The sequence below is a fragment of the Loktanella sp. PT4BL genome, assembly GCF_003201935.1.
GTDB lineage: Bacteria > Pseudomonadota > Alphaproteobacteria > Rhodobacterales > Rhodobacteraceae > Yoonia.
This window is the reverse complement of record NZ_QJJL01000008.1, coordinates 1-24,217: the sequence shown is the minus strand read 5'-3', so window position 1 is coordinate 24,217 and position 24,217 is coordinate 1. Positions and strand designations below refer to the sequence as shown.

Annotated in this window: 31 protein-coding genes; 12 read left to right on the top strand and 19 right to left on the bottom strand. The window is 55.6% G+C overall.

The window, feature by feature from the left end:
* Positions 1-17: 17 nt before the first annotated feature.
* Positions 18-479, top strand: coding sequence for a manganese-binding transcriptional regulator MntR (gene mntR, locus C7964_RS16985; RefSeq protein ID WP_055296299.1), 462 nt, complete (start codon positions 18-20; stop codon positions 477-479).
* 87 nt (positions 480-566) lie between these two features.
* On the opposite strand, the gene C7964_RS16980 is transcribed toward mntR, so the two are convergent.
* From C7964_RS16980 to C7964_RS16930, 11 genes are all read right to left on the bottom strand, one after another.
* Positions 567-1,562, bottom strand: a complete 996-nt coding sequence (locus C7964_RS16980) for a cytochrome c oxidase assembly protein (protein WP_055296298.1) — start codon at positions 1,560-1,562, stop codon at positions 567-569.
* Entirely contained in the window at positions 1,559-3,454 is a 1,896-nt protein-coding gene (locus C7964_RS16975; protein WP_082436384.1) for a penicillin acylase family protein, read from the bottom strand. The genes C7964_RS16980 and C7964_RS16975 overlap by 4 nt, the downstream gene beginning before the upstream one ends.
* 213 nt (positions 3,455-3,667) lie before the next feature.
* Positions 3,668-4,171 (bottom strand): signal peptidase II, encoded by a 504-nt coding sequence (lspA, locus tag C7964_RS16970; protein ID WP_286131223.1) that lies wholly within the window; start codon positions 4,169-4,171, stop codon positions 3,668-3,670.
* Between the two features lie 4 nt (positions 4,172-4,175).
* On the bottom strand, positions 4,176-4,958 hold the full coding sequence (locus C7964_RS16965; protein ID WP_055296295.1) for a ZIP family metal transporter: 783 nt from the start codon (positions 4,956-4,958) through the stop codon (positions 4,176-4,178).
* A 12-nt stretch (positions 4,959-4,970) separates the two neighbouring features.
* The gene (locus C7964_RS16960; RefSeq protein ID WP_055296294.1) at positions 4,971-5,426 is read right to left on the bottom strand and encodes a DUF411 domain-containing protein; all 456 of its coding nucleotides are present in this window, start codon (positions 5,424-5,426) and stop codon (positions 4,971-4,973) included.
* A 3-nt stretch (positions 5,427-5,429) separates the two neighbouring features.
* Positions 5,430-6,803: a M23 family metallopeptidase gene (locus tag C7964_RS16955; protein WP_055296293.1), complete on the bottom strand. Its 1,374-nt coding sequence runs from the start codon at positions 6,801-6,803 to the stop codon at positions 5,430-5,432.
* Complete coding sequence (locus tag C7964_RS16950) at positions 6,800-7,426, bottom strand: SCO family protein (protein ID WP_055296292.1); 627 nt, start codon at positions 7,424-7,426, stop codon at positions 6,800-6,802. Before C7964_RS16950 ends, C7964_RS16955 begins: the two co-directional genes overlap by 4 nt.
* Complete coding sequence (locus tag C7964_RS16945) at positions 7,426-7,890, bottom strand: copper chaperone PCu(A)C (protein ID WP_055296291.1); 465 nt, start codon at positions 7,888-7,890, stop codon at positions 7,426-7,428. The genes C7964_RS16950 and C7964_RS16945 overlap by 1 nt, the downstream gene beginning before the upstream one ends.
* 20 nt (positions 7,891-7,910) lie before the next feature.
* On the bottom strand, positions 7,911-8,570 hold the full coding sequence (locus C7964_RS16940; RefSeq protein ID WP_055296290.1) for a DsbA family protein: 660 nt from the start codon (positions 8,568-8,570) through the stop codon (positions 7,911-7,913).
* On the bottom strand, positions 8,567-8,989 hold the full coding sequence (locus C7964_RS16935) for a disulfide bond formation protein B (RefSeq protein WP_055296289.1): 423 nt from the start codon (positions 8,987-8,989) through the stop codon (positions 8,567-8,569). The genes C7964_RS16940 and C7964_RS16935 overlap by 4 nt, the downstream gene beginning before the upstream one ends.
* 5 nt (positions 8,990-8,994) lie before the next feature.
* The gene (locus C7964_RS16930; RefSeq protein ID WP_172796272.1) at positions 8,995-9,594 is read right to left on the bottom strand and encodes an SCO family protein; all 600 of its coding nucleotides are present in this window, start codon (positions 9,592-9,594) and stop codon (positions 8,995-8,997) included.
* A gap of 177 nt (positions 9,595-9,771) precedes the next feature.
* On the opposite strand from C7964_RS16930, the gene C7964_RS16925 reads away from it, so the two are divergent.
* From C7964_RS16925 to C7964_RS16895, 7 genes are all read left to right on the top strand, one after another.
* Positions 9,772-10,200, top strand: a complete 429-nt coding sequence (locus C7964_RS16925; protein WP_055296288.1) for a MerR family transcriptional regulator — start codon at positions 9,772-9,774, stop codon at positions 10,198-10,200.
* A 103-nt stretch (positions 10,201-10,303) separates the two neighbouring features.
* Positions 10,304-10,882 (top strand): cation efflux transmembrane domain-containing protein, encoded by a 579-nt coding sequence (locus tag C7964_RS16920; protein ID WP_055296287.1) that lies wholly within the window; start codon positions 10,304-10,306, stop codon positions 10,880-10,882.
* A 95-nt stretch (positions 10,883-10,977) separates the two neighbouring features.
* On the top strand, positions 10,978-11,733 hold the full coding sequence (locus C7964_RS16915; protein ID WP_055296286.1) for a transglutaminase-like domain-containing protein: 756 nt from the start codon (positions 10,978-10,980) through the stop codon (positions 11,731-11,733).
* Positions 11,723-12,640, top strand: coding sequence for a cation diffusion facilitator family transporter (locus C7964_RS16910; protein WP_055296285.1), 918 nt, complete (start codon positions 11,723-11,725; stop codon positions 12,638-12,640). The genes C7964_RS16915 and C7964_RS16910 overlap by 11 nt, the downstream gene beginning before the upstream one ends.
* Positions 12,637-13,194: a methyltransferase family protein gene (locus tag C7964_RS16905; protein ID WP_055296284.1), complete on the top strand. Its 558-nt coding sequence runs from the start codon at positions 12,637-12,639 to the stop codon at positions 13,192-13,194. Before C7964_RS16910 ends, C7964_RS16905 begins: the two co-directional genes overlap by 4 nt.
* Before the next feature lie 140 nt (positions 13,195-13,334).
* Complete coding sequence (locus tag C7964_RS16900; RefSeq protein WP_502693576.1) at positions 13,335-13,859, top strand: L,D-transpeptidase; 525 nt, start codon at positions 13,335-13,337, stop codon at positions 13,857-13,859.
* A 125-nt stretch (positions 13,860-13,984) separates the two neighbouring features.
* Positions 13,985-14,680: a hypothetical protein gene (locus C7964_RS16895; protein ID WP_286164023.1), complete on the top strand. Its 696-nt coding sequence runs from the start codon at positions 13,985-13,987 to the stop codon at positions 14,678-14,680.
* A 233-nt stretch (positions 14,681-14,913) separates the two neighbouring features.
* Here the strand turns inward: C7964_RS16895 and C7964_RS16890 are convergent, their stop codons facing one another.
* A complete protein-coding gene (locus tag C7964_RS16890) occupies positions 14,914-15,678 on the bottom strand; it encodes a hypothetical protein (RefSeq protein ID WP_181417230.1) in 765 nt (254 codons plus the stop codon).
* 84 nt (positions 15,679-15,762) lie between these two features.
* The gene (locus tag C7964_RS16885; RefSeq protein WP_181417232.1) at positions 15,763-16,452 is read right to left on the bottom strand and encodes a HupE/UreJ family protein; all 690 of its coding nucleotides are present in this window, start codon (positions 16,450-16,452) and stop codon (positions 15,763-15,765) included.
* A 514-nt stretch (positions 16,453-16,966) separates the two neighbouring features.
* On the opposite strand from C7964_RS16885, the gene C7964_RS16880 reads away from it, so the two are divergent.
* Entirely contained in the window at positions 16,967-17,239 is a 273-nt protein-coding gene (locus tag C7964_RS16880) for a metal-sensing transcriptional repressor (RefSeq protein WP_110280824.1), read from the top strand.
* Positions 17,240-17,248: 9 nt separating this feature from the next.
* Positions 17,249-18,586, top strand: coding sequence for an MFS transporter (locus C7964_RS16875; protein WP_110280823.1), 1,338 nt, complete (start codon positions 17,249-17,251; stop codon positions 18,584-18,586).
* 107 nt (positions 18,587-18,693) lie between these two features.
* Here the strand turns inward: C7964_RS16875 and C7964_RS16870 are convergent, their stop codons facing one another.
* Genes C7964_RS16870 through C7964_RS16860 form a run of 3 tightly spaced genes read right to left on the bottom strand, consistent with a single transcriptional unit; the run spans position 18,694 to position 20,650 of the window.
* Positions 18,694-19,242 (bottom strand): methyltransferase family protein, encoded by a 549-nt coding sequence (locus tag C7964_RS16870; protein ID WP_110280822.1) that lies wholly within the window; start codon positions 19,240-19,242, stop codon positions 18,694-18,696.
* Positions 19,242-19,880, bottom strand: coding sequence for a cation efflux transmembrane domain-containing protein (locus tag C7964_RS16865; protein ID WP_110280821.1), 639 nt, complete (start codon positions 19,878-19,880; stop codon positions 19,242-19,244). Before C7964_RS16865 ends, C7964_RS16870 begins: the two co-directional genes overlap by 1 nt.
* Complete coding sequence (locus C7964_RS16860) at positions 19,880-20,650, bottom strand: transglutaminase-like domain-containing protein (protein ID WP_110280820.1); 771 nt, start codon at positions 20,648-20,650, stop codon at positions 19,880-19,882. The genes C7964_RS16865 and C7964_RS16860 overlap by 1 nt, the downstream gene beginning before the upstream one ends.
* A gap of 70 nt (positions 20,651-20,720) precedes the next feature.
* On the opposite strand from C7964_RS16860, the gene C7964_RS16855 reads away from it, so the two are divergent.
* Positions 20,721-21,137, top strand: a complete 417-nt coding sequence (locus tag C7964_RS16855; protein ID WP_110280819.1) for a MerR family transcriptional regulator — start codon at positions 20,721-20,723, stop codon at positions 21,135-21,137.
* Between the two features lie 19 nt (positions 21,138-21,156).
* On the opposite strand, the gene C7964_RS16850 is transcribed toward C7964_RS16855, so the two are convergent.
* Positions 21,157-22,026, bottom strand: coding sequence for a sterol desaturase family protein (locus C7964_RS16850; protein ID WP_110280853.1), 870 nt, complete (start codon positions 22,024-22,026; stop codon positions 21,157-21,159).
* 87 nt (positions 22,027-22,113) lie between these two features.
* Between C7964_RS16850 and C7964_RS16845 the strand changes: the two genes are divergently transcribed.
* On the top strand, positions 22,114-22,779 hold the full coding sequence (locus C7964_RS16845) for an ArsR/SmtB family transcription factor (protein ID WP_110280818.1): 666 nt from the start codon (positions 22,114-22,116) through the stop codon (positions 22,777-22,779).
* A gap of 533 nt (positions 22,780-23,312) precedes the next feature.
* Here C7964_RS16845 and C7964_RS16835 read toward each other — a convergent pair.
* Complete coding sequence (locus C7964_RS16835) at positions 23,313-23,570, bottom strand: helix-turn-helix domain-containing protein (protein WP_017470289.1); 258 nt, start codon at positions 23,568-23,570, stop codon at positions 23,313-23,315.
* A gap of 124 nt (positions 23,571-23,694) precedes the next feature.
* On the bottom strand, positions 23,695-23,946 hold the full coding sequence (locus C7964_RS16830) for a hypothetical protein (RefSeq protein WP_110280816.1): 252 nt from the start codon (positions 23,944-23,946) through the stop codon (positions 23,695-23,697).
* Positions 23,947-24,217: the final 271 nt, after the last annotated feature.

Genomic DNA, 24,217 nt, shown 5'->3' with positions numbered 1-24,217 from the left:
CAATTCAAAGTCTGATCATGACCAAATCGCAATCCCTTAGTCGTAACACCTTTGACGCTGACCAACGAGCCCCTGAGATCCAGGCTGAGGGCTTTGCAACAGTGCGTCAGGCCCATGAAACCGAAATGGCAGAAGACTACGTCGAGCTGATCGCCGAGCTCATTGAGACGCGAGGAGAAGCACGCCCAGTCGAGATCGCTGGACGCCTTGGGGTCAAACCACCTACCGTCACCAAGAATATCTCACGGCTCAAGGCCGCTGGGTTGGTTCGCCGAGAACCATATCGGGCGATTTTTCTTACAGAAGAGGGGAGGGTGCTGGCCGAGACCTGCAAGCGGCGGCACCGGGTCGTAGTGGCGTTTCTCCGCGGCCTCGGGATCGACGAGGAGACAGCCGAGCGAGACGCAGAAGGCATCGAGCATCATGTCAGTGAAGCAACTCTACAGGCGTTCGAACGCCATCTCCAAGAACGCGGGTAACGCGGATTTTGAGTCAACCCGCCGATCATGACATGCAACCGATCTCACGCCAGGTCGCAATCGCAGTACCGCCCGGCAATACTGAGGTCAGCGGGCCATAGAGAGTACGCTGATTGCTGTCACCATAACGAGGCAGAACATGGCCAAGGCACCCAAAGCCAACGATCGACCCACCTGCCGATTAGGGTCCGCGACCTTCAACTGCAATTCAGCGGCGGTTTCGGGGAATTCCAGAGCAGCGGAGTTGGAACACCGGTGTGTAAATCGCATGGCCCATCTCTGTTCTTCTGCACGATTCCATTCATTCAGCACAAGAATGATAGACAGTATCATGACCATCGATGACGGCACCCAGATCGTAAATCCACCGATTGTTTCGTCGGCCATCGGGCTCAAGGTGCCGCTCCGAACAAGACTATGGTATTCAGAATAAATCACCGTCGCTTTTAGCGTTGTGAGCGATCCGAGAAGGATGTTTGAGACAATTAGGACGAAGCCTGACATCAGTCGCGCTCCACGTGCATGGCCCTCGGGCGGGTCGCGCGGATCAAGCAACATCGCAAAGTACCATAGTCCCGTCGCCATCATTAGAATGTGAGCAAACGTTTCCACGGCTGGAATTCTTTGAGCAAGCCCGTAGGCAGGTGGGATTTGCCACACAAAAAGTCCGGCAATCAGCATTGCTGTGGAAACGGCGGGGTGTGCGAAACTTCGTATGAGACGCTTTTTCCCGTACAAACCTAATCTGCGACGCCAGCGACGGGGTAGGGCAACATGTATCAGACGCCACGGATATGACATGGTAACTAAGAGCGGACCAAGCAGTCTGAGCAGCAGATGTTCGGCCTGATGAGCCGAAAAAAGACTGTGACCAAGAGGAGCCAATGGCGCATTGCTTGCCAGCGCGATGCTGCCAAGACCTGCCACAAAGAACCCTGATTGCAACTTACTAACAGGCCGACGCAATCGGGCCAGTCGTGACAGACCCCGGAGGTACAGGCCCAGTGTCGTCAAAAGAAAAAGAACAAATATCGGCGAAACCGCTGGCCCAAATGGATCACTGGTAAGGAGTCGCTCAATCACTGTGCAATGGCTGGCGTAGATGGAATCAGGCGCGTCACACCGGCGGCTGCACCGCTGACAACCGCGATATCCGTTGTCATGGTGAGGTATTCGCCCTGCGTCCAAAGTAAAAGAAAGTTGTCATAGAACCGTGACAGCGGATGCCCGGACTGGCCTGCTGGAATGATGTAACGTGAGCTGTTCGCATTTGCCAAGGACATCACCGCTTGAAAATTTGACCCGCGCCGGGTTTCAAACGGCCAACTGGCGCTTGAGTCAAAGAAAGAGGCCCTCTGGGTGTCGGGTCCGCCAGAGATCGGCGCAGCGAGGCTGACGAGGCTTCCCACCAAGCCTACGTTACGGATTGCGGACCACTCCATGACGAGCGTGTGCTCCGCTCCCCAGTACCAGGTGGTCGGATCATCACCGTATCGTTCCGTGATCCAGTTCAATGCGTCATTCAGCGCCAGTCCGACCGCGTCTTGACAGGTTTCGAGCCGTTCGGACGGCAAAATATCGCACCAGGCCGCAGCGCCGTCGCGATTGCTCAGAACAGCATATAACAGATTTGGATTGGGAGTGGCCCACAATACCTCCATGGACGGAAATTCGTCTTCGAAAACTCTGCGCTGCAAGGCGCGAACCCAAGTCCAATAGATCAGCGGTTCGGGTGACAGTCGATTCATATCGCCATTCCAGCGCGCCAGACGGGCCAAGACCTGTTCGCGCAGCACGCGTGTGTCCGAAGACATCCCAGACAATGAAGGATCATTGAACCAGAATTCCCGCGCCATTAACGGCAGAAGGGTACGGGCCGCTTCGCTCACGGTATCCAATTGCGCGGCCACTGCCCCATCCAGAGAGAAGATCGGCTGGCGCATGGCGAGCCTGTCGCGGCGAAGCCTCTGGAAATCCTCGGGAGACTCGGGCTGGCGTTGTGTCGTCGGCCATTCGAGCAAGATCTCACGATCTGCGATCACAAATCTGAAGGTTGGTATGGAAAACTTGTCCAACCTGCGCATCGCCTGAACTGCATCATCAGCCTTCATAAGACGGTCAAGGACGCTCAGAAACTCCCCAGAGGTACCAAACTCATTGGCATCAAGGATCGTGGTGGTGGCCAAACCACTACTTTGAACGCCCCAGACAAGCCTGTCGGAACGTCCAACAATTACCATTGGCAGACCAGGAAGAGTAGCGCCAATTACTGGCCCGCTCGGGAGCCTGAGATCAGCAAGATACCATTGCGACGGCAGGCTCAGAGGCCCCGCAATATCGGCAAGAATGATAGGTTGACCTGACACTGTGCGCGCTGCCGGAATCCCCCATGCCCGCAGATATGGTCCGACGGAGGCACCATACAGTTCTGGTACGTCGGGCCTGCCCGTGGGGATCTGGCGTCTCACTTCTTCGCGCCAGACAGGTGCACTCGAGTTTTCTTGCACACCGATAAGAAAGTTCTTTGCGATTGCAAGACTGTCGGACGGCGTCCACGGAGCGATAGATGACCGCGAAAGGAGCGACTCCGGTGCTCCTCGTCCCCGTCCGCCTTGGGAGATTTCGCTGATCCAGGCGTTGACACCGTTCGAATAGGCCACCAGGGCTGCCTCAACCTCCATGGGCAGTGCCGCTTGCATCGATTGAGTCCTGAGCCCTCCAGATGCGCGCCGCTTCCGAAGCAGTTGGCCGAGCCTATCTTGGGCGTGCACGAAACCCAGGGCAAAGTAGATATCGTCCTCAGAAGTCCCGGAAATGTGCGGAACTGCGGACGTATCCCTGAGAATTTCGACTTCACCACTGAGACCGGTGACGCTGAACTCTTCGGAGTAATCCGGAATTGACGCGACCAACAAATAAATTGCTGACCCAGCCATCAACCCAGCGATGGCGGTGACCGCCAGAAATGCCCGCATCAGAAACCGGAATATTGCCCTCATCTTTGTGTTTCTGATCGCATACGCGCTAGCCAAAAATACGGGCAAGGGCGATTGAGGCAAACAAACCCAATAACCCAGACGCGATGGCGCAGCTCGCCGCATGCTGTACCATGTCTAGGCGATTCCCACCTCGTTTCTTGGCCAAAAGGACGCCCCAGATGGCGCCACCAATACCAGCTATAGCTATGATCATGTGTTCTGTTCCTTCTTCTGTTCGGCAGCAGCGAAGTATCGGCGCAAGTGACTTGCCAGCAACAAAATCACAAAGCCACTGACTAGCAATGCATCGGCCAGGTTAAAGGCCGGCCAATGCATTGAACCGACATACAGGTCGAGAAAGTCTGTCACTGCGCCATAGCGCACTCGATCCACGACATTTCCGAGCGCTCCGCCGACGACCAACCCATATGCTAAGGCTTCAATTCGATGTTCTGCACGCATCATCAAGCCAAGCATCCAAGCGCAGATAACGAGAGCCAAGACTACGAGGCTCCACCAAGGCACGCCTCCCAACAATCCAAACGACACACCGTCGTTGCGCCCAAAGACGAGGTTGAACCCTGGAAAAACCGCAAGTCCGGAACTGAGCATGTCTGCATTTGCAACAACCCACGCCTTTGTCGCTTGATCGATAACGATGGCCGAGATCATCGCAATTAAACCGATGATTTTTGGACTTTTTGGCGGTTTCATACAGTCACCCCAGCCAAACGTCGAGAAACAGCATAATCACAAGGCCAATCGCCAGACCTAGCGTTGCCTTGTTCTGGTGACCGCTGCGGTGCGTTTCGGGAATGATCTCGTGGCTAATGACGTAAAGCATCGCGCCAGCCGCAAAGGCCAAGCCCCAAGGCAAAAGCGGCTCAGACAGCGTGATGATACCAGCACCCAGTAAACCGCCCACGGGTTCCACCAAACCGGTCAGGGCCGCGATGCCCCATGCGCGGAATTTCGAATACCCTTCACCAAGGAGTGCTACAGCAACGGCAAGTCCCTCAGGGGCATTCTGAAGTCCAATCCCAATGGCAAGCGGCATCCCACCCTCAACACCGCCAGATCCAAAGCCCACACCGACGGCCAAACCCTCGGGGAAATTGTGGATGGTGATTGCGATGATGAAAAGCCAGACGCGGCGCAGTGATGCTGATTCAGGTCCTTCTCGTCCTGTCTTGAAGTGTTCGTGTGGCAGCTTCTCGTTCATCAATGCCACAGCACCCATCCCCAACAAGATCGCGATGCAGACGATAGCGGCGGGGGCTGCTTCGTTCGCGAACATTGGTTCGGCTGCATCGAGGGCAGGGATGATCAGCGAGAAGAACGAAGCCGCAAGCATCACGCCGGCGGCAAATCCCAAAGATAGATCGCGGGTCGCTTGCGACGGGACACGACCGAAAAGGATCGGAAAGGCTCCAAAAGCTGTCATCAGGCCAGCGGCCAGGCTGCCAAAGAACCCTAGTGCGATAGGAGAAAGAAATTCCAAATTATATTCTATCTAGTTTTTGGTGTAAGACGAAAAGACCTCAGTCGATCCGTCATCATTGATCAGAAACACATCATATGCCTCGCGGTCGTCTTCCGGACCCATGCCCGGCGAGCCATATGGCATTCCCGGCACCGCCAGACCAATCGCATCAGGGCGCTCATCAAGGAGATGGCGAATGTCAGCAGCCGGAACATGGCCTTCGATCACGTAGCCGTCGACGAAGGCAGTATGGCAGGAAGCCATGCGTTGCGGCACACCACTGTCTAGCTTGAGGCGGACAAGCAGTCCTCCATTCAAATCCTCACCGGTTGGGGCAAAGCCGTTCTCTTCCAGATGGTTCATCCAGCTACGACAGCATCCACACCCATTGGTTTTCTTGACGTCGATTGAGGTCGCCACTGCAAACGCCGGAGCTGCGGTAAGCGCGCTGAACACAAGTGTGATAGCGAGAAGGTGGGATTTCATGGACTAAAGCCTTTCGTTTTGGTCGGTTGCAAACAAAGTCGCCAAATGCGCTTCAAAACGCTTTCGGGCCTCTTCCAATCGGGCAGCCGCCAATGCCTCTTGTGCGTTATTGGCGGTCGCGGCAGCCAGCCGGTCATCAGAGAGAGGGTCGGTTGGACGACCATCAACGAGCACTTCATAATGTAAATTAGGTCCGGTCGCAGTGCCCGTCGCACCGACATTGCCAATGATGTCCCCGGCCATTACCCGTTGGCCCACAGACATCTCATCGGGAACCGCGCTCAGATGGGCGTATCGTGTTTTTGTGTCCGTGCCATGCGCAATCTCGACAACCCGTCCGTACCCGCCGCGCCAACCAACAAAGGTTATTCGGCCGGGGGCTGTTGCATTGACGGGCGTCCCCTTCGCCGCAGCAAAATCGACGCCAGTATGCATTCTGACATTCCCGTAAACCGGGTGGCGGCGTTGCCCAAACACGGAACTGAGCCGCGCTCCATCGACGGGTTGCGCAAAGACACGTAACACTTCACCGTCGACGTAGATTGTTGCGCGACCTGTTCCGTCTTCGGGCCAAACAACCTCGTAAAGCGCATCGCCGACATTGAGAGCTGCAAAAGTTATTTCGGGCTGTCCAATCCGTTCGTCACCAACGCGCGCTTCACGCCACAACACTTGGAGCGTTTCTCCGCCTTTTAATTCCCTGCGAAAATCGACCGTCCCTCCCAGCATCTGCGCCAGATCGACAGCAAAGCGCGCGGGGATAGCGGCCTCTTCCAAGGCGGTGAAGAGCGAACTGTCTATGGCAGTTTCCCCCGCGAGCATAAGTGTCTCAGGATTGGGGTTAAGGGTGCGGGTCACCGTACGATCCCCAAAGATCGCTTCAACGATCACACCGTCATCAACGCCGAGTGTCACATTTTGCAAGGTGTCGCTGAACGATTTCACAACGGTCAACTCATGACCCGGACGCAATCGCCGCAGGTCGTACTCCGCCCCGAGAGCGAGAGCCACTTCTGCTCGGACGGGCGCATCCAGCCCAGCTTCTCTGAGAAGGGTATCCAGGGTCTCACCGGACGCGATCTTGCGCGACCACGTCGTCATTGGCGCATGAACTTCTGGCAAAATGTCGGCTGCCGATGCCAGATCGGGGACCAACGGTTGCAGAACAACTGGCGGCACCCAGCTGTCGGATGATGCTATGGTATGTAAACGCTCTACCGGTACAGCCGGTTCTTGCAGATCACGTGGTGCCCATTCGCCGACTTTCGCCAGCGCCTCCGGCACGGGGCTCACATCCCAAACGTCTGATAATGCGCCGGCCAGGCCCGAAACGCTGCCTGCCAAGACAAATCCCATTGCCCAGTACCTTAATTTCATGTCTTTTCCTCAGTATTGCCCTGCATCGCGCGCCGGAGTTTCGGCACCGCGAATTCCCGCGGCTCGTGATAGTCGATTGTGCTTACAAAGCGTCCCCCGGCATCAAACAGGAAAACGCTTGCTGTGTGGTTCATGGTGTATTCACCGTCATCGGTCGGCACTTTTGTATAAGTAGCCCGAAATCCTTCTGCCGCGCGTGTAATCTCATCTTCGGCACCCGTCCACCCGCGCACGGCAGGGTGAAAATAGCTGACATAGTCTGCCATCGCCGCAACCGTGTCGCGCTCTGGATCAACGGTGATAAACACTACGTTCATATCGGCGGCTTCCTTGCCCATATCGTCGAGCCAACCCGAGATATCCGAAAGGGTCGTCGGGCAAACATCCGGGCAATATGTAAAACCGAAGAACACCATGCTGGGACGCCCAATGAGGGTCTCAGGACCCACTGCATCGCCCTTGTGGTTGGTCAGCTCAAATTCCATCTGCGAAAGCGGCAGAGGACGTTGCCCAATGACCTCGGTCGCACCTGGCCCGTCTACCTGCCACCAACCAGCAAACAGTGTGCCGCCAGCGAGCGCCACGGCCGCTGTACTCAAGCCTAGAAGTCTGCGCCGTTGCATCAGCTCTCGGGCCCACGCGCGGCAACACGCAGAATTGGCACATCGACGGTGATTTCATCGCCGTCGGCAAAGATGAGCGTCAGCGCGAACGCTTCCCCTTCCACCATTGGTCGCGATAACCGCATCAGCATGGCATGCAGCCCGCCGGGCTCAAGTTCTGCTGCTTCGCCGGGAGCGATTTCGATATCACCGGCTGGTGTCATAGAACTCACACCCTGGTCATTGGTGGATGTGAGGTGGATTTCTGGCATCTTCGCAAGGTCAGTGCGCAGACCAGTCAAGATTACTGTATCTTCGCCAATATTGCGGACCGTCATATAGGCTGCACCGGGCCGGTTCACGCCAATTGACGCACGGGACCAAGCATCTTCAACGACCACGGATTGCTCCTCGGCCATGGCGGCCCCCACAAACCCTAGGATGGACAAGGCGGTCGCAGCCAAAATTTTCAATACTACATTCATAGAGTTTTGCTCTTTCTTTGTTAGCTTTGCGTGGCTGCAACCTCGGCAGCCACGAAGCGCCGCAACTCTGCTTCTCCGAATGGATCGAGGGGTTTTCCGTTCACGAAGAACGTCGGCGTTTGGCGTACACCCATCGTTTCAACGTCTGCGCGGTCTTGATTCAGTATCCCGATGGTTTGCGGGGCCATCATCTGGGTACGCGCTGCCTCTTCATCCAGTCCGGCACTGGCCGCAATCGCTAAGATAAGCTCAGGTCGAATACCGCCGTGGGACGCCCAACGCGGCTGCGCTTCCAAAATCGCTTCAAAAACTGGAAGATAAACATCTTGCATCCGAGCGGCTTCCAGCACCCTTATCGCCGTTTCTGACCCTTCCCCATGAAACGGCGTATACCGGATGATGACCCGGACTGCGTCGCCGTGTTCGGCCATGATGTCTTTGACGATCGGGTGAAACGCGCGGCAGGCTTCGCAGGCCGGGTCGAAAAACTCAACAATCGTCACGGGCGCATTCTCTGGTCCGAGGATCGGCGAGTGGGGCCGCATCAACGCCTCCGCCAATTCGGGTGCAACGGGTACGGACTCTGCGAGCGCGTCAGGGCGGGTTGCGTACCACGCCGCACCGCCAAACCCAGCAGTGCCAAGCGCGAGAACGGATAGGATCAGACCGCGTCTGTTCATTCTTGTGTCTCCTTCAAGGAAAGGGCCGACAGCGCGGCGATAAGTGTGAAGGCGGCGAGCGCCATAAGCGGGATCGGAATGCCGAAGATCAATTGATTGTCATCTGTGCAGGATGGGCCTGTCGCGGTGCAGGGTTGAATCCGCTCAGGGATTACGCCGACATAAAGACCCATATGCCAGAGGGCGACCGCCGCGCCACCAAGGGCTAGGGCGATGCCGTAGCGACCAACTTTGCGGTCTTGCCACCACAGACCAAGGCCCAGTATTATTGCGAGAGGGAACATGAAAGCGCGCTGGAACCAGCAGAGCACACAGGGTGTCTGCCCCAACACCTCTCCGATAAACAAAACGGCGAGCGATGCGACTAACGCAATGGACCACGCCAGGCCAAGCGCCGTTTCTCCTGTCTTGTAAGGCATGCTTGTTAGATCCTCGCTTTCAGATCGGCAAGGATTTCTTCTGCTGGGGTCCCATAAGACCAAGAATCCGCAAAACCTGCTTCAGGGTCAAAAAGGAAAAGATGCGACGTGTGCCCCATCGTGTAGCCACCCGGCGCAGACGCTTCTTCGATACGTTCAAAGAAGATTGGGAAAGATTCGGATGTCTCCGCGATTTGTTGCGAAGTGCCGGTAAGGCCAATGATCCCCGCGTCGAACAGTTGCACGTATTCTGCGAGGACACTGGGCGTGTCGCGTTCGGGATCGATGGTAACAAAAATGGGCTGAACCTTACCCGCCTCGTTCCCGAGACCATCCATCACGGCCGCTACCTCAGACAGCGTAGTTGGGCAAATGTCAGGACAATTTGTAAAGCCGAAGAACACAAGCATCCAGCGCCCCGAGAAATCATCTTCTGTTTGGACCATACCGCGATGGTCGGTCAGCTCGAAAGCGGCTCGAAATGCTGATTCACCATCACCAGATAAATCTGCCCTAAAGTCTGACCAAAACAGTAGCCAAGCAAAAGCCAGCGTTGCAATGCCCGTCAGACCCCATAGTGCTTTCTGAAATGCCGTCAGTTTCAATGCTATCTGCCCGCCCGTGATTCTTTCATTTCGTGTGCGTCTACATCCTCCAGCAACTAGAGGTTCAATCCTCTTTTTCCTTGTATGTCGCTGAATCACGCGCTTGTGAGTAAGGGCTGCTCCTTGCAAGTCCCACCCAGTAAACCTACAGTCGCTTCACATTCAAGAGGCTTGTATATGCTCACGATCGGAACACTCGGCAAAAAGACTGGTACAAAGGTGCAGACCATTCGTTATTACGAGGAAATTGGTCTGATGCCACAGCCCGGAAGAACCGCAGGCGGTCAGCGACGTTATGATGAAACGCAACTCGACCGCTTGTCGTTTGTCCGGCATGCCCGTCAGCTCGGCTTTTCACTGGATGCCATTCGTGAGCTTTTGGATCTTTCCGATGATCCGAACCGGCCCTGCCATGAGGCAGACGCCATCGCGCGGCGCCAGCTCATTCAGGTCGAGCAAAGAATGGCCAGGCTAGAAGCGCTTCAAAAAGAGCTCAAGCGGATGGTGCATGAGTGCAGCGGTGGAAAATCCTCCGATTGCCGTGTTTTGGAAGTCTTGCGGGACCATTCTGAATGCTTGACCGAGCACGAGGAAATCGGGGCCTGAAGGAAGTCAGCCAACATCCCGGCTGGAACGCAAATCAGCCGCGGAAGTTATTGTGTCGTACAACACAAACTGGAACCACAACATGGCCGCTAGACAAGATTCAATGGAGAGACGGACACTTTTGATCGTTCTGGCGCTCAATATCGGTTTGGCCGTGGCCTTTTTCGCAACAGGCGCCTTCGGCGACTCAAGTGCCCTGATAGCCAACGGGCTCGATAACCTTTCCGACAGCTTCGTCTACGCGATCAGCCTTTTCGCTTTGTCCCGATCCGCCAAATGGAAACGCGGGGCGGCGAACGTTTCCGGCGGGCTGCTGATCCTGTTCGCCGCTGGTATCCTTTACGATGCATGGCGCCGCTACATCGGCGGGTCAGATCCGCTCGGGACGATCATGATCGCCATGGCCCTGATCGCGGCGGCTATCAACGCAGTCTGCGTCTGGCTGCTCGCTAAGCTCAAAGATCCGGATGTCAACATCCGCGCGGCCAACACCTTCAGTTACAACGATTTCGCCGCGAACCTCGGAATCGTCGTGGCTGGCGGCCTCGTCGCCTGGCTGGGAACCAACTGGCCGGACCTCGTCGTCGGCGTGATTGTCGCCGGGATCGCGGCCTGGGGAGGTATCGACATTCTGCGCGACGCACACGGCGAACACCACAAAGCAGTTCATACGGGCAAATAGTTGCGGGAGATTTTTTCTAAAAGAAAGGATTGAAGCTACAGTGACTATAGCAATTAGTCTTGTTCTAAGACGATTCGAGGAGCGACCCGTTACATATGACCGACCCCCTACTTGTACCCACCAAACTACTGGATTTTGAGGCCGCGCCTCTTGCGCATCTAATTGAGAACCGCAGCTGGCGCGGCTTATCCGAATACGATCGGATCGGAGCCGCCTATGATTTCGTTCGGAATGAAATCGCGTTCGGATACAATCGAGCTGACGATATCCCCGCATCCGAGGTGCTTTCTGACGGCTACGGGCAGTGCAATACCAAAGGCACGCTCTTGATGGCATTGCTACGCGGTGTTGGTATTCGCTGTCGTTTACATGGGTTTACGATCCACAAAGGCTTGCAGCGCGGTGTTGTCCCTGAGCTGGTGTATCCGCTTGCTCCGCAGGAAATTCTCCACTCATGGGTCGAGATCGAATTTCAAGGTGCCTGGATCAACCTTGAAGGCTTCATCCTGGATGACGCTTTCCTCGATGTCCTGCAAACGTCATTCTCGGACACAGAAAGTCTCTGCGGTTATGGCGCGGGCACGGATTGCCTTGGCGCGCCTCCCGTCGCCTGGAACGGAGAAGATACCTACATTCAGAAAACCGGCATTGTGCAAGATTTTGGCGTGTACGATACGCCGGACGCCTTCTATTTGTCCCATGAGCAATCCTTTGGATGGCTGCGTGGCGCCCTTTACCGTCATATAATACGCCACTGGATGAATGCGCGCGTACGTGGTTTCCGCAGCGGCCGCCTGAAGACTGACCGACGCGCGACACACGCGCACGCGGAGCCTGCCAATGCTACATGACCACGGGCACGCGCATATCGATCCGAATTCTGGGGACCGGCGGGTTGCCATCGCCATCTGGGCGAACGGGCTTCTTACCGTTGCGCAGATCGTCGGGGGCATATTCTCGGGTAGTCTGGCACTGATCGCCGATGCGCTGCACAACTTTTCCGATATGGCTTCGCTTGTCATTGCCTTTGCCGCGCGCAGGATCGCGCGCCGCCCGGCTGATGAGCGCATGACCTTCGGATATGGCCGGGTCGAAATCGTCGCAGCCCTGATCAACTACACCACCCTCATCGTGATCGGCTTCTATCTGATCTACGAAGGTGGCATGCGCATGATTGATCCACCCGAAGTCATGGGGTGGACCGTCGTCATTCTCGGTGGAATCGCGCTTGTGGTCGACACGCTGACCGCAATGCTGACCTATTCGATGCAGAAGGGGAGCGTGAACATCCGTGCGCTTTTTCTCCACAACCTTTCGGATGCGTTGGCTTCAGTGGCCGTCATAGTCGGCGGGACGCTCATCATACTCTATGAAATGCGTTGGGTTGATCCGGCCATCACCATCGGCATCGCGCTCTACATCCTGTATTTGTCCTTCACCGAAATAGGGGGCCCAATTCGAACCCTGATGCTTGGGAGCCCACCAGATATTGATGGAAATGACGTAGTCAGAGCGATCCAGAGTGTCGATGGCGTTGTGGACGTGCATCATGTCCACCTGTGGCAAATGCAGGAGCACGCTGCGGCATTGGACTGCCATATAGTCGTCGAACGCGAAAGGATGGGTGAGGCCGACAAGATTAAAGAAAACGTCAAATCGGTGCTGCATGAACGTTTCTCAATCGAGCATTCCACGCTTGAATTCGAAGCGAGCGACAATGCGCATCAGGAGGCGCAGGTATTCGGGCACCGCCCATGACGAGTGCCCAAGGCATACTAGTGGTCATTGGCCTGCTGTCCGGTCTGGTTTTGATTGGTGCGCTCCTTTGGTCGATCGCCCGCCCGTCCGAGCGCATCTGGCCTCCAAACAGAGAGCATTCAGTCATACCAAACATTGCATGGGGACTCACATTGGCCGTGTTTGGGGCGGTGATCGGTTTGGGCATTTTGGATTGGAAATCCGCTTCTATGACCAACGCGCTCCGTTGGGCGGTCGGGCCGTTCTTGATCGCAACCGGAAATCTGATTGTCTGGTGGGGAGCATTCAGCATTGGACTGAAAGCCACTAGCGGTGCGAAAGACGAGTTGATCACTTCGGGTCTCTACCGTTTCTTGCGGCATCCGCAATACCTTGCTGACATGTCCATCCTGATAGGTTTTGGTCTTTTCTTCGCCTCATCTTGGGTTTGGCCTATCGTCATCGTTGGAGTTGCCGCGCTGGCCCTTGCCCCGCTCGCGGAAGAGCCATGGCTGCATGAACAATACGGCTCCAAGTATCGCGATTATTGCGCTGAAACGCGTCGATACTTGTAAACTCGCTGCCTCACGAGAACGTCATCGTTTTTCAGTTGAACCTCTAGCTACTAAAGGTCGTATCCGTCAGCCAACAAAAGAGTGAGGCAAGGCATATGACAAAGACACTGAAAACACGACGCCAGTTCGTCTCGACAACTATGATCGGACTTCTGGCAACACCTTCCCTTCTCCGTGCTCAGGAGCAGGAGCCCTCGGCGGTACGCAGAAATATTTCGTCCTTTAGTGCGGATTCCTGGCAAGACCACTTCGATAACCTTCAGCACGGTGCAATTTTGTGCGACATCGACTCGCGTGCAGTCCAGTATTGGTCGGAAGACGAAAGTGTCTACAAACTCTACCCGTCGAGTGTCCCTGCCTCGGAAGAGTTGACCCGCCGAGGATATACAAAGGTTATAAGGAAGGTGGAGGGGCCGAGTTGGCGGCCCACTCCATCAATGAAAGAGCGTAACCCCGAATGGCCTGACTATTGGCCGCCGGGTCCTGACAACCCGCTTGGAACACACGCACTTTATCTGTCGTGGCAGTATTACCGGGTGCACGGAACCGGTGACACGCGCAAAATCGGTCGGCAATCATCAAACGGCTGTATTGGACTCTACAACGAGCACATTGCTGAACTTTTTGCTCTGGCAGAAGTGGGAACCCAGGTCAGGATTTTCTGAAAGCCAAGGAAAGCTGGCTAATTCTTCTATTTTTAACATAAACTTCATTATGCGTAGTTATACTTAGTATTGCGATAGTATATTATCGTATGTATGCTGAACTCCTCTACCGGAGGTTTCGCAGCATGCACCGTCTAATCAAGAAGCTTCTCCCCTCGGTCGCTGTCGCTTTGACTGTGACAAGCTTTTCGCTGCCGGCACCCGCCCGCGCGCAGACATACCCGATCGACTGCGCGATCCTCTTGTGCCTGTCTGGCGGCTGGCCTGCATCCGTCCCGTGCGCACGGGCTCGCGCCGAATTTATCAGGCGGATCACGCCCTGGCCAGTGGAACCGCCGCTGCAAATCTGGCGCTGTCCCATGGGCGCCTCCTATGAGAGCGATCGGCTATCAAACAACGCTGGCCGCATCTTTGAAGCCTTGTACCGGACCGACAGCCGTCGACCGTTTCAGTCCTTGCCAGTAGATAATCTCGTTCCCACAGACTTCACGCTGCGGCTTGTTCAGGACCGCGCGGACATCGATATCAGCGGGCCAGAGTTCAATTTCGTGCGGTCCATCCGCGTCTTCGATGTACGGTATGCACGACAGCACGAGTCCGGGCGCGATGGGGATTGCAACCGAAGCGCGACCGTGGTCCTCGGCACCTACGGGACCCAAGGCGATTTTTCATGGCACCGATCTTCCATAACTGCCCTGCCCGAGGCCCATCTGGGACTTGAACGTTGGGGCCAGAATTGCCCGGGTATTTATCACCGATCTGTCTTCGTCGACTGGCGTGACTATGAGGGCAACTACGGCTTCGAACAGGTGAACTACTAGCGCTGACAAAGGCAGCGTTGCCATCAAACAGCAGAGATTTGAGCCTGCTGTGTTACTGAAATACCGGCCGTTCGTCTCTGTCGGTGGCAAGGTCCGAAGAGTCGGACGAAGTGTGAGTTCGCTGCATATGCACCAATTGCAGCTTTCGGTGAACCGTTCAAAACGATCTTTTTTGTTTGGTTTTCGCTAATATTTCGAATGGCCCCCACGATGCTGCCGGGGCCATTGTTCTTTCAAGGCAACTTCATCTCACTGTAATCCCCGCGTGTCCGCAGTGTGAGCAATACTGGAGCATCGGTGCGATTGCGCCAAAACCACCCATGATTTCCCGTAAAAGCAGCGACAAGCTCGCCCGTTTGGTCTGCGACACCTCGGCCTTGTTCGTAAGACACTGTGCCCTGCCCACCCCCGTCAGCATGGGTATCATAGTTCACAACTGCTCCATTGGCGGTCCACTCAAACACGGCGACAGCACCTTCTTCCATCACCAGCTTAACTTCCACGCCTTCTGTGGGCTCCAGCGTGTAGCTGACCTCATCGCGCCAACCTGTATCAACCGCTGCTACTGGTGTGGCTGGCTCTGGGGCCACAGCAACGACATCTGGAGACGTCACATTTTGTTGGGAAGCTACCAGGGGCGAAGCAGGCACCGTGCCGACCACCGCCGCGATGGCCGCAATCTGAGCTTCGATGCCTGCAAGTCGTTCAAGGACCTGTTGGTCTGTTGCAGTCGTAGTCGACGATCCAATTATAACGGGTGAGGGTTGCGCAGCAGCTGCGTCATCTGCTGCCGCTTCGGCATAAAGCTGTTGCTTGATCTCGCCCATTTGGGTGAGGCCCATAACACGGCCCAAACCCGTCGCATCAATCCCGTATTCGGCAGGAAGCCAAAACAGGGTCAAAATTGCGCCAGCCGCTATGGCTGATCCAATCGTCGCACGGATCAAACCACCCGAGGAGGACGGAATACCGCGGATATGTCCGTCTTGTGATGGCATTTTGCTGGAGCGTGGCTCAGCGCGAAGGGGTGGGACTGGTGCCCTACCGATGTCAAAATTTTTGTTCATTGGTATCTCCGAGTATTAAGTGACGATGTAGCCAGCAATCTGAAACCCCATCAGGGTGAAGCCAGCGACCATCATGAGAACATTGGCACCGTAGGCTTGGCGCACGAACGAAGGGGTTGCCCGCCAACGGGTCATCACGACCAAAATGGCTGCAAGCGCGAGAAGCTGGCCGATTTCAACGCCAACATTGAAGGCGATAAGGTTCGGCAAAAGCCCGTCTGGCGAAATATCATAGTCGATGATCTTGGATGCCAGACCAAAGCCATGCAGGAACCCGAAGATCAGCGTTGCCATTTTGGTGTTGGGCTGGACGCCGAACCATTTCTGGAATGCACCCAGATTATCCAGCGCTTTGTACGCCACTGAAAACCCGATGATCGCGTCAATTATGTAGCTGTTGATGCCAAAGTTGAACCAGACGCCTGCGAGCATTGTGGTCGAGTGGCCCACAGCAAACAAAGTGACGTAGATGCCGATTTCTTTCATGCCGTAGAGAAAGAAGATCACACCCATGAGAAACAGGATGTGGTCATATCCCGTGACCATATGTTTTGCACCGAGGTAGATGAACGGGATGATGTTCACCCCGGTGATTTCTTGGATATAGCCCTGATCGCCAAGTGTGACGGCATGGGCCACCGCTGTGGTCGCTGACGCAAGGACCCCCAGCAAGACCAGTGTCATAAAGATCAAGGTGTGCCGCATATGATGCGACATCACCCCCGACCTATTGGATCGATTGTGTATCATTTTCAAATTTCCGCTTTGTTGAAGTGTGAGGGGAAAGCGCTCAAAGGCGCATTGCTACCCTCGCGGAGGTCGATCCAGATCAAATTCGCCGCGTCCCGGTAAACTGCTGTGGGCTGTCACCCAATCAGAACGCGTTGGCACGAAAACAGCGACGCTTCTGCGCGGCGGCAGGAGGGCAGAAGAATGATCGTGGTCCAACACATCGTGCGCATGCCCGTGATGTGCCTGCACATCCTTATCGTGAGCATGACCGTGCGTTTCTGTCTCTGAATGCTGTTTAGAAGCCATTTCAACGGGACTGACGGGATTATGGGACGCAATACGCGCGGTGGACGACAGCACCAGTCCGACCGTCAGAATGACGGTTAGCATAAGTCTAAATATCGGTCCAATTCGCTGTGTCATTGCGCCTATTTCTATGGATCTATGCCCACTTGTCATATCCCCCTAGGGGGGTTACGAATTTCTTATGACAGAACACCACATTCATGCAACCCACCCTGATATCGTAAAGCGGCTGAAACGTGCCAATGGCCACCTTCAGAGCGTCATCGCAATGATCGAAGGCAATAGACCCTGCACTGATATCGCTCAACAACTCCACGCTGTTGAGAAAGCCATTCTGCAAGCCAAACGCACCTTGATCCAAGACCACATAGATCATTGTCTTGACGAGGCAGTTACAGGAACGGGTAACGCGTCCACCGTGGCGGATTTTAAGGCCATTACCAAATACCTTTGAGGGATCAATATGCTCTCTGTTCTCGCCGACCGCACGTATCGCCATTTATTTCTGGCTCAGATCGTCGCGCTGCTTGGCACCGGTCTTGCGACCATCGCACTCGGCCTGTTGGCCTATGATCTGTCTGGCGAAAGAGCGGGTCTTATTCTGGGCGCTATTTTTACGATCAAGATGGTGGCCTATGTGGGGATCGCGCCGATAGCGGGGGCCTTTGCCAACCGCTGGCCGCGACGAAAGATGCTGGTCAGCCTTGATCTCATCCGTGCAGCAGTAGCACTTTGCCTACCTTTCGTGTCTGAGGTTTGGCAGGTCTACATCCTGATCTTCGTGCTGCAATCCGCCTCCGCCGCGTTCACGCCCACGTTTCAAGCCACGATCCCGGACATCCTGCCCGAAGAAGAGCGTTACACCCGCGCCTTGTCACTGTCGCGGCTGGCCTACGACCTTGAGAACATCATCAGCCCGATGCTGGCTGCGATCCTACTGACCTTGGTCAGTTATCAGGCACTTTTTTTTGGCACAGTGATCGGGTTCGTGGGCTCGGCCTTACTTGTGGTGTCTGTTCTGCTGCCCAGTCCGCAGCCTGCGGCTACACGCGGCATCTATGATCGTACTACTCGGGGCATGCGGATTTACCTCGCCACACCGCGCCTACGGGGGCTTTTGTCGCTCAACCTTGCCGCAGCGGCGGCGGGCGCGATGGTGCTGGTGAATACAGTGGTTCTGGTCCGCTCAGATTTAGACCTAGGTGAAACGCATGTTGCAATAGCACTGGGGGCCTTTGGCGGTGGGTCAATGCTGGCAGCACTCCTGTTGCCCCGATTGTTAGATCACCGTCCCGACCGCCCCGTAATGATCGTCGGTGCGACAGTGCTGGTTGCAGCGCTACTGGGCCTGTCCCTCATGTCACTGGTATATCAGGTTCAATGGGTCCCGCTTCTTGCAGGGTGGTTCATTATCGGAATCGGTTATTCTGTTGTGCTGACCCCATCGGGTCGATTGCTCAAGCGATCAGCCCATGCCGAGGATCGGCCTGCCGTCTATGCCGCACAGTTCGCCTTGTCACATGCTTGCTGGCTGATCACGTATCCCCTTGCAGGCTGGCTGATCACAGCTGCCGGTCCCGCGATGGCCTTTGCAATCCTGGCATTGCTCGCGGGAGTTGGATTGATCAGTGGAGTTGCCTTATGGCCAAAGAAGGATAGCGGGTCATTGCGCCACTCACATGCAGATCTCCCAAGTGGTCACCCGCATGTGCAGGATGGACGAACCCACAGTCACCCTATTGTCATAGACGACTATCATCCGCATTGGCCAAGGATGTCACAACGGGAAACTGGTCGGTAATTTTTGCTAGGATTTATTTATTTAAAACCCTCCTTTTTGACGCATGCCTAAACTACCTCGATTGATGCCCCTCTTTTTCGACCCCAGCCTTGCATGCGCGGAAGAACTTACAAGAACCGCCTAACACGGGCGCGGTACGCATCGAACGCTTGGCCGTATTGTTCCTCAAGCCATGGTTCTTCTGCGAATGGGGCTGCAACAAGAACGACGATAGCAGCGATAGCAACTACGAGAGTCCAAGGTGCCGCTGAAAGGACCATCCAGCCGCTGACAATGGCGATATCGGCCATGTATTGAGGGTTGCGCGAGTATCGATACATGCCTGCGGTGCGCAGTGAACCTATAGCCCCTCCGGTTTGGGGCACGCCAAAGTGTGAAACCTCTGACCAAACAACAATGTTGCCCGCTAAGATGAACGGTATCCCGACTCCAAAGCGCAGCCAATTAGGCAAGTCCAAAGAGCCCCAGCCCCAGATACCAAGAACAAACAAACTACCGAACAGCGCAAAGGTTGGAACCCAGACCAGAATAGGCGTGACCGCAGTGTAGCGGTTTGGTGGCCAAATGCGCCGAGTTGGATAGGCGATCGACCAAATGAATGCCGCCAGTGCCGCGCCTGCGATGCTCAGCCCTAAGATAACCAACAATACCTGCATTATCCCGCGTCCGCGTGTTCGTGGTTCATCATCTCTCTCTTTTCTGCGAGTGCCTGTCTGACAATCTGGAACGCAGATGACAGGAACAGCCCAGCCATAATCGCCGCAACGATCAAATCGGGCCAACCGCTGGCAGTGCCCCAGACACCTAGTGCGGCGAACATCACCGCCACGTTGCCGATAGCGTCATTGCGTGAACACAGCCAAACCGACCGCACGTTTGCATCGCCATCCTTGTAGCGGACCAAAAGAAACACACTGGCCAAGTTTGTCAGCAGGGCGAGGAAGCCGACAACACCCATAATTTCTGCTGTGGGAACGCCGACATAGAACACGCGATAGACGGTCGATCCGAAAACCCAGAGACCCATCAAGAGGAGGCTGAGGCCCTTAAACAGCGCGGCATTCGTCCGCGCGGTTATCGAGGCCCCAATCACCGCAAGCGAAATGCCATAGGTCAGCGCGTCGCCTGCAAAATCGAGGGCATCGGCTTGCAAGGCTTGTGATTTGGCCAAGTGGCCCGCCGTCATCTCGACCACGAACATCGTCGCGTTGAGCGCAATGACGATCCAAAGCCGTCGTTTGTAGTCGTCTGAAACGCCGTCAAATTTGGCGTCATGTCCGCAACAACCCGACATTATACAGCCTCCTTCGTGTGAGGGTGCGCTATCCCCGGAACAAGGTGTGTCTCCCCTCCAGGAATTACAGGAATGACGCCTTCGCGCATTTGTCCGACCCGCCGGTTCATCCAATGTCGTATGATGTGCCGATAGATTAGGCCGCGTAGTCCGGTGAGTTGACGGTGAGTGGCATAGAATGCGTCGGGGTTATCAAAAACGCCAAAATCGCGATTGATCCCGGTTTTCTGGATGTAGGTGCTTTGGCCAGCCCATGCGACATCAGGCTTCTGCAGGCAATCCGTTCCGGCCCCATAGGCGCAAAGTGTGTCGCGTTCGGGAAACGCCGCCTGAAGAGCCGTAAGAACCCCTTGGTCCAAAATGAAGCCTTCGAGGTCCAACCAAGTGCCGTCCTGCTGCACCTCGATCCAAGAATGGATGATGCTGCGTGGTACAAGCGGATAGATCAGTTCTGGCACCACTCCCCGCTGTAATCCCTTGTCGATTGTGAATCCGTGAAACCGGCAAGGTATCTCTAGGGCACGTAGGAGTGCCATGAGTAGGGTCCCCTTGGTATTGCACTGCCCATAGCCATCTGCCAGCACACAAGAGGCAGGTAGTGCGTCATCGGCGTTGTAGCCAAAGAGGATGTCATTCCGCACGAATTCATAGGCAGCACCAATGCGATCTTCGTATGATAATCGCGTCCAGCCGCGCTGTGCGATCAGCTCTTGAATTGCGGGTACGCGATAGTCCAAAAGTGGCGTTTCGGAGAGATAATCGTGGGACATGGGAAAGCCTTTTGTCTGTGTCCCAAGTCATATACGATCTCTAGTGACTAGAGGTTCAAGAGGTTTTTTCATGTTTTCCATCGGTGAGCTTTCCAAGCGAACAAAGGTCAAAGTCCCGACCATCCGCTATTATGAGGAAATGGGGCTACTAGCTGAGGCTGAACGCACGGCAGGTAACCAAAGGCGATACGACAAGGATGGATTAGAGCGGTTGAGCTTCATCCGCCACGCCCGTGATCTGGGCTTTTCTATCGAAGCAATCTTATCGTTGATTGAATTGCAGGATCATCCGGACCGCTCGTGCGAGGCAGCGAACAGTATTGCGACATCGCAGTTGGTGAGCGTGCGTGCAAAGATCAAACAACTGAAAGCCTTGGAAAAGGAACTGGTTCGGATATCGAAGGGCTGTGACGGCAGCGGTGTATCCGAAGATTGCTACGTTCTGGCGTCCTTGTCCGACCATGGTCTGTGTGATCGGGAACACTGAGCGCTCCGGCTTCCCAGCTTCAATGATCCTTATCGGATGTGGTCGCGGCCTGTGAGACTAACGGCACATCAAGCGCATGGCCCGACGCGGGGCCGCGCAGTGGCTGTATCAACATTCGATCAAGCCACAGGTCACGACGTGTGCGGAACTGTTCAATTCCGATCTGCATGCCTTCATGGCCTTTCGCGGGCTGGGCGACATATGTGCCGAGCAATCGGTCCCACCACGGCAGGTTGAACCCGTAGTTGGAATTGGTTTCGCGCGGATCGACGGAATGATGGACGCGGTGCATGTCAGGGGTGACGACCACCAGCCGAAGAACGCGGTCCAGACGGCGCGGCAAGTTAATGTTCGCGTGATTGAAGAGCGCTGTGGCGTTCAGCAGCACCTCAAACAACAAGACGGCAACGGCGGGTGGGCCAAGGGCCGCGACCACGGCCAGTTTGACCCCCATGGAAATCAGAATTTCGATTGGATGAAACCGCAGTCCAGTCGTCGCGTCGAAGTCGAGATCGGCGTGGTGCATGCGGTGCAGTCGCCAGAGCCCCGGCACCGCGTGGAACATCACGTGCTGCAGGTAGATCGCAAGATCGAGTAGCAGCATTGAGGCGACGATGGACACCCAGATTGGGACATCAACGATATTGAAAAGACCCCAGCCTTGTTCTTCGGCCATCACGGCAAGACCGACCGCAAGAATGGGAAAGGTCAACCGCAGGATCGCGGTATCAAGGACAACGAGGGCAATGTTGTTGGTCCAACGTGTGACCCTCGGGATGTCACGTCGTCTGCGTGGTGCTGCGACTTCCCAAAGCGCCATGATGACCAGAATGCCAAGGAAGGCAGCAAGGCGCAGGGTCGGTTCTGCATTCAGAATTGCCTCGATCATGGCCTTGCTCGCCTTCAGTGTTGTCAGCCGCGCTGGAATCGCTATCATTCAATCAATCACTTGAATAATAGATTTACGGATGATCAGATGTCAACCAGCGCAAAAATGGCCCTCCTTGAAGAATATGTGCTCGTCGCACGCGCTCTTTCTGCACCGGCGCGGCTTATGCTCCTCGAACAACTCGCACAGCAGGAAAGTGGCGTAGAGGCGCTTGCAGAAAAAACAGAGCTCACTATCGCGAACTGCTCACAGCATTTGCAGCAACTACGTCGCGCAGCGTTGGTCACCAGCCGCCGCGACGGAAAAGCCATGATCTATCGGCTGACTGATGCGAAAACACTTGAGCTGATGGACCTGCTGCGTGTCGTCGCCGAGCGTAACTTGGCGCAAGTCGACCGGATTTTGCGCGACCTTTGGAACGGGGAAGATGCCCCAGTACCCGTCAGTCGCGCAGAGCTTGCCGAGCGCCTTGCCGAAGGGTCGGTCATCGTGCTCGACGTGCGGCCTGCCGACGAATACGCTGCAGCCCATATTCCCAACGCTCTCAACACAACGCTATCAGATCTGGACCAGCTACTCCCCGCTCTTGCGACAGATGTTGACATCGTCGCCTATTGCCGCGGCCCCTACTGCATCTACGCACATCAGGCGGTCGCAGCCCTGCGCAAACAAGGTTTTCAAGCGCATCACCTAGAAGGGGGATTGCCCGAATGGAGAGCCGAAGGTCGGGACGTCCAAATTGGCGTGACCTGAAGCGGTAAGGCGTTTGTTAGTGCGCATTCTTGCTAGCGGACCTTTGAACAGAGCGCAGCATTGTGAAGTTTGGGCTCTTTCGAGCCATTCGCCGCAGACGGTTTCAATGTCCGCTTCGACATCGCTGTGGCTAACCCTACCCGCTGCCGCGAAGCCGAATTCTCTTCAAGCCATCGAAGTCAATTTCACGCTTCTCCGCATCACCGAGGTCTGGCTGAACGCTTGAGACGCGCCGCGGGCCGTTGACATCCCACATCACCGCCAACGCGCCCGTATTCCAACGATATACCCAGCCAACAACACTATGCTCGTCCTTCCCGATCAAATTTGCGATCGCGACGCCCTCACCCCTATCATCGTTCACTGTTTACTAACTTCCTGCACTGTGGCGCTGCAAATTGCGGCGTGGGGTTGCAGAGCGTTCACTACGACCGCGCGCCGGACTTCGTTGATTTTGGCTACCTGGTCCTCGATGAGGGACTGATCATCAGACCGAGAAAATGGGTTCCCGTGTTCTCAACAATTCATTGGCTTCAAATCCTGTGGTCGGGCTCCGTGGCGGCTTCAACGATCGCCAGAACCTCGAACGGGTCAAAGCCGATGGCGCGCGCCAGGACGACCAGCTCGACAACGTCGACCCGGCGCTGGCCGCTCTCAAGGCGGGCAATAAGGGACTGGTGGCATCTGAGCCTGTCTGCCAGGTCTTTCTGACCAAGGCCCGCTTTGACACGGGCGTCAACCAACGCCTGACAGAGTGCCACTTGTCCCTTGCTTCTGATTGTTTTCGCCACGCGTCACATACCTTTTGTGACGTCGCTAGCGGATGAAATCTGTTATCTAAAAAGTAGATATTTGAGGGTGTTATCGGCGTCTGGTTTCCATGGGCTGCAAGTCTGATGCTCCCGAGGTTGGCCATCAATCCCCTACCAATTGCAGAAATCGGCCGTAGTCCTCACTGACCTCCCTCGCTTCCTCGAAGGCACGGGCCCGTTCACCGTCGAGGCAACGGAAGTAGCTCTGGATATCCTGAATGTAATCTTCGAAGTCGCCGCGGATGATATCCACATAGTCCCGCGCGGCCTGCGAATCGCTTGGCAGGAAAGGACGGGCCGGGGCGAAGCAGGATTCCGCCAAAACCGGCCCGGGAACGCAGATCAGAAGGACCATAGCTTGCAATGGGAGCAGGCCTGTCAACCTTGGGTTTCTCAAACCTGTTATCTCCTTGATCGCAGACACTGGCCGTGACTAGTGTTTGCGTGACCAAACTACAGCTAAAGCACGATATTACATCTTGCGGTTGATAGTATACTATCGTAACTCTGGGCTTCAAGTGGGAATGCCTGGGGTCGCGCCATTGGAGAAAGCGTGAGCCGGGCCATGAACTGGGACATCGAAGCACCAAATGTGGTTACGGAAGCCAGGTTCCGCGAACTCGTGG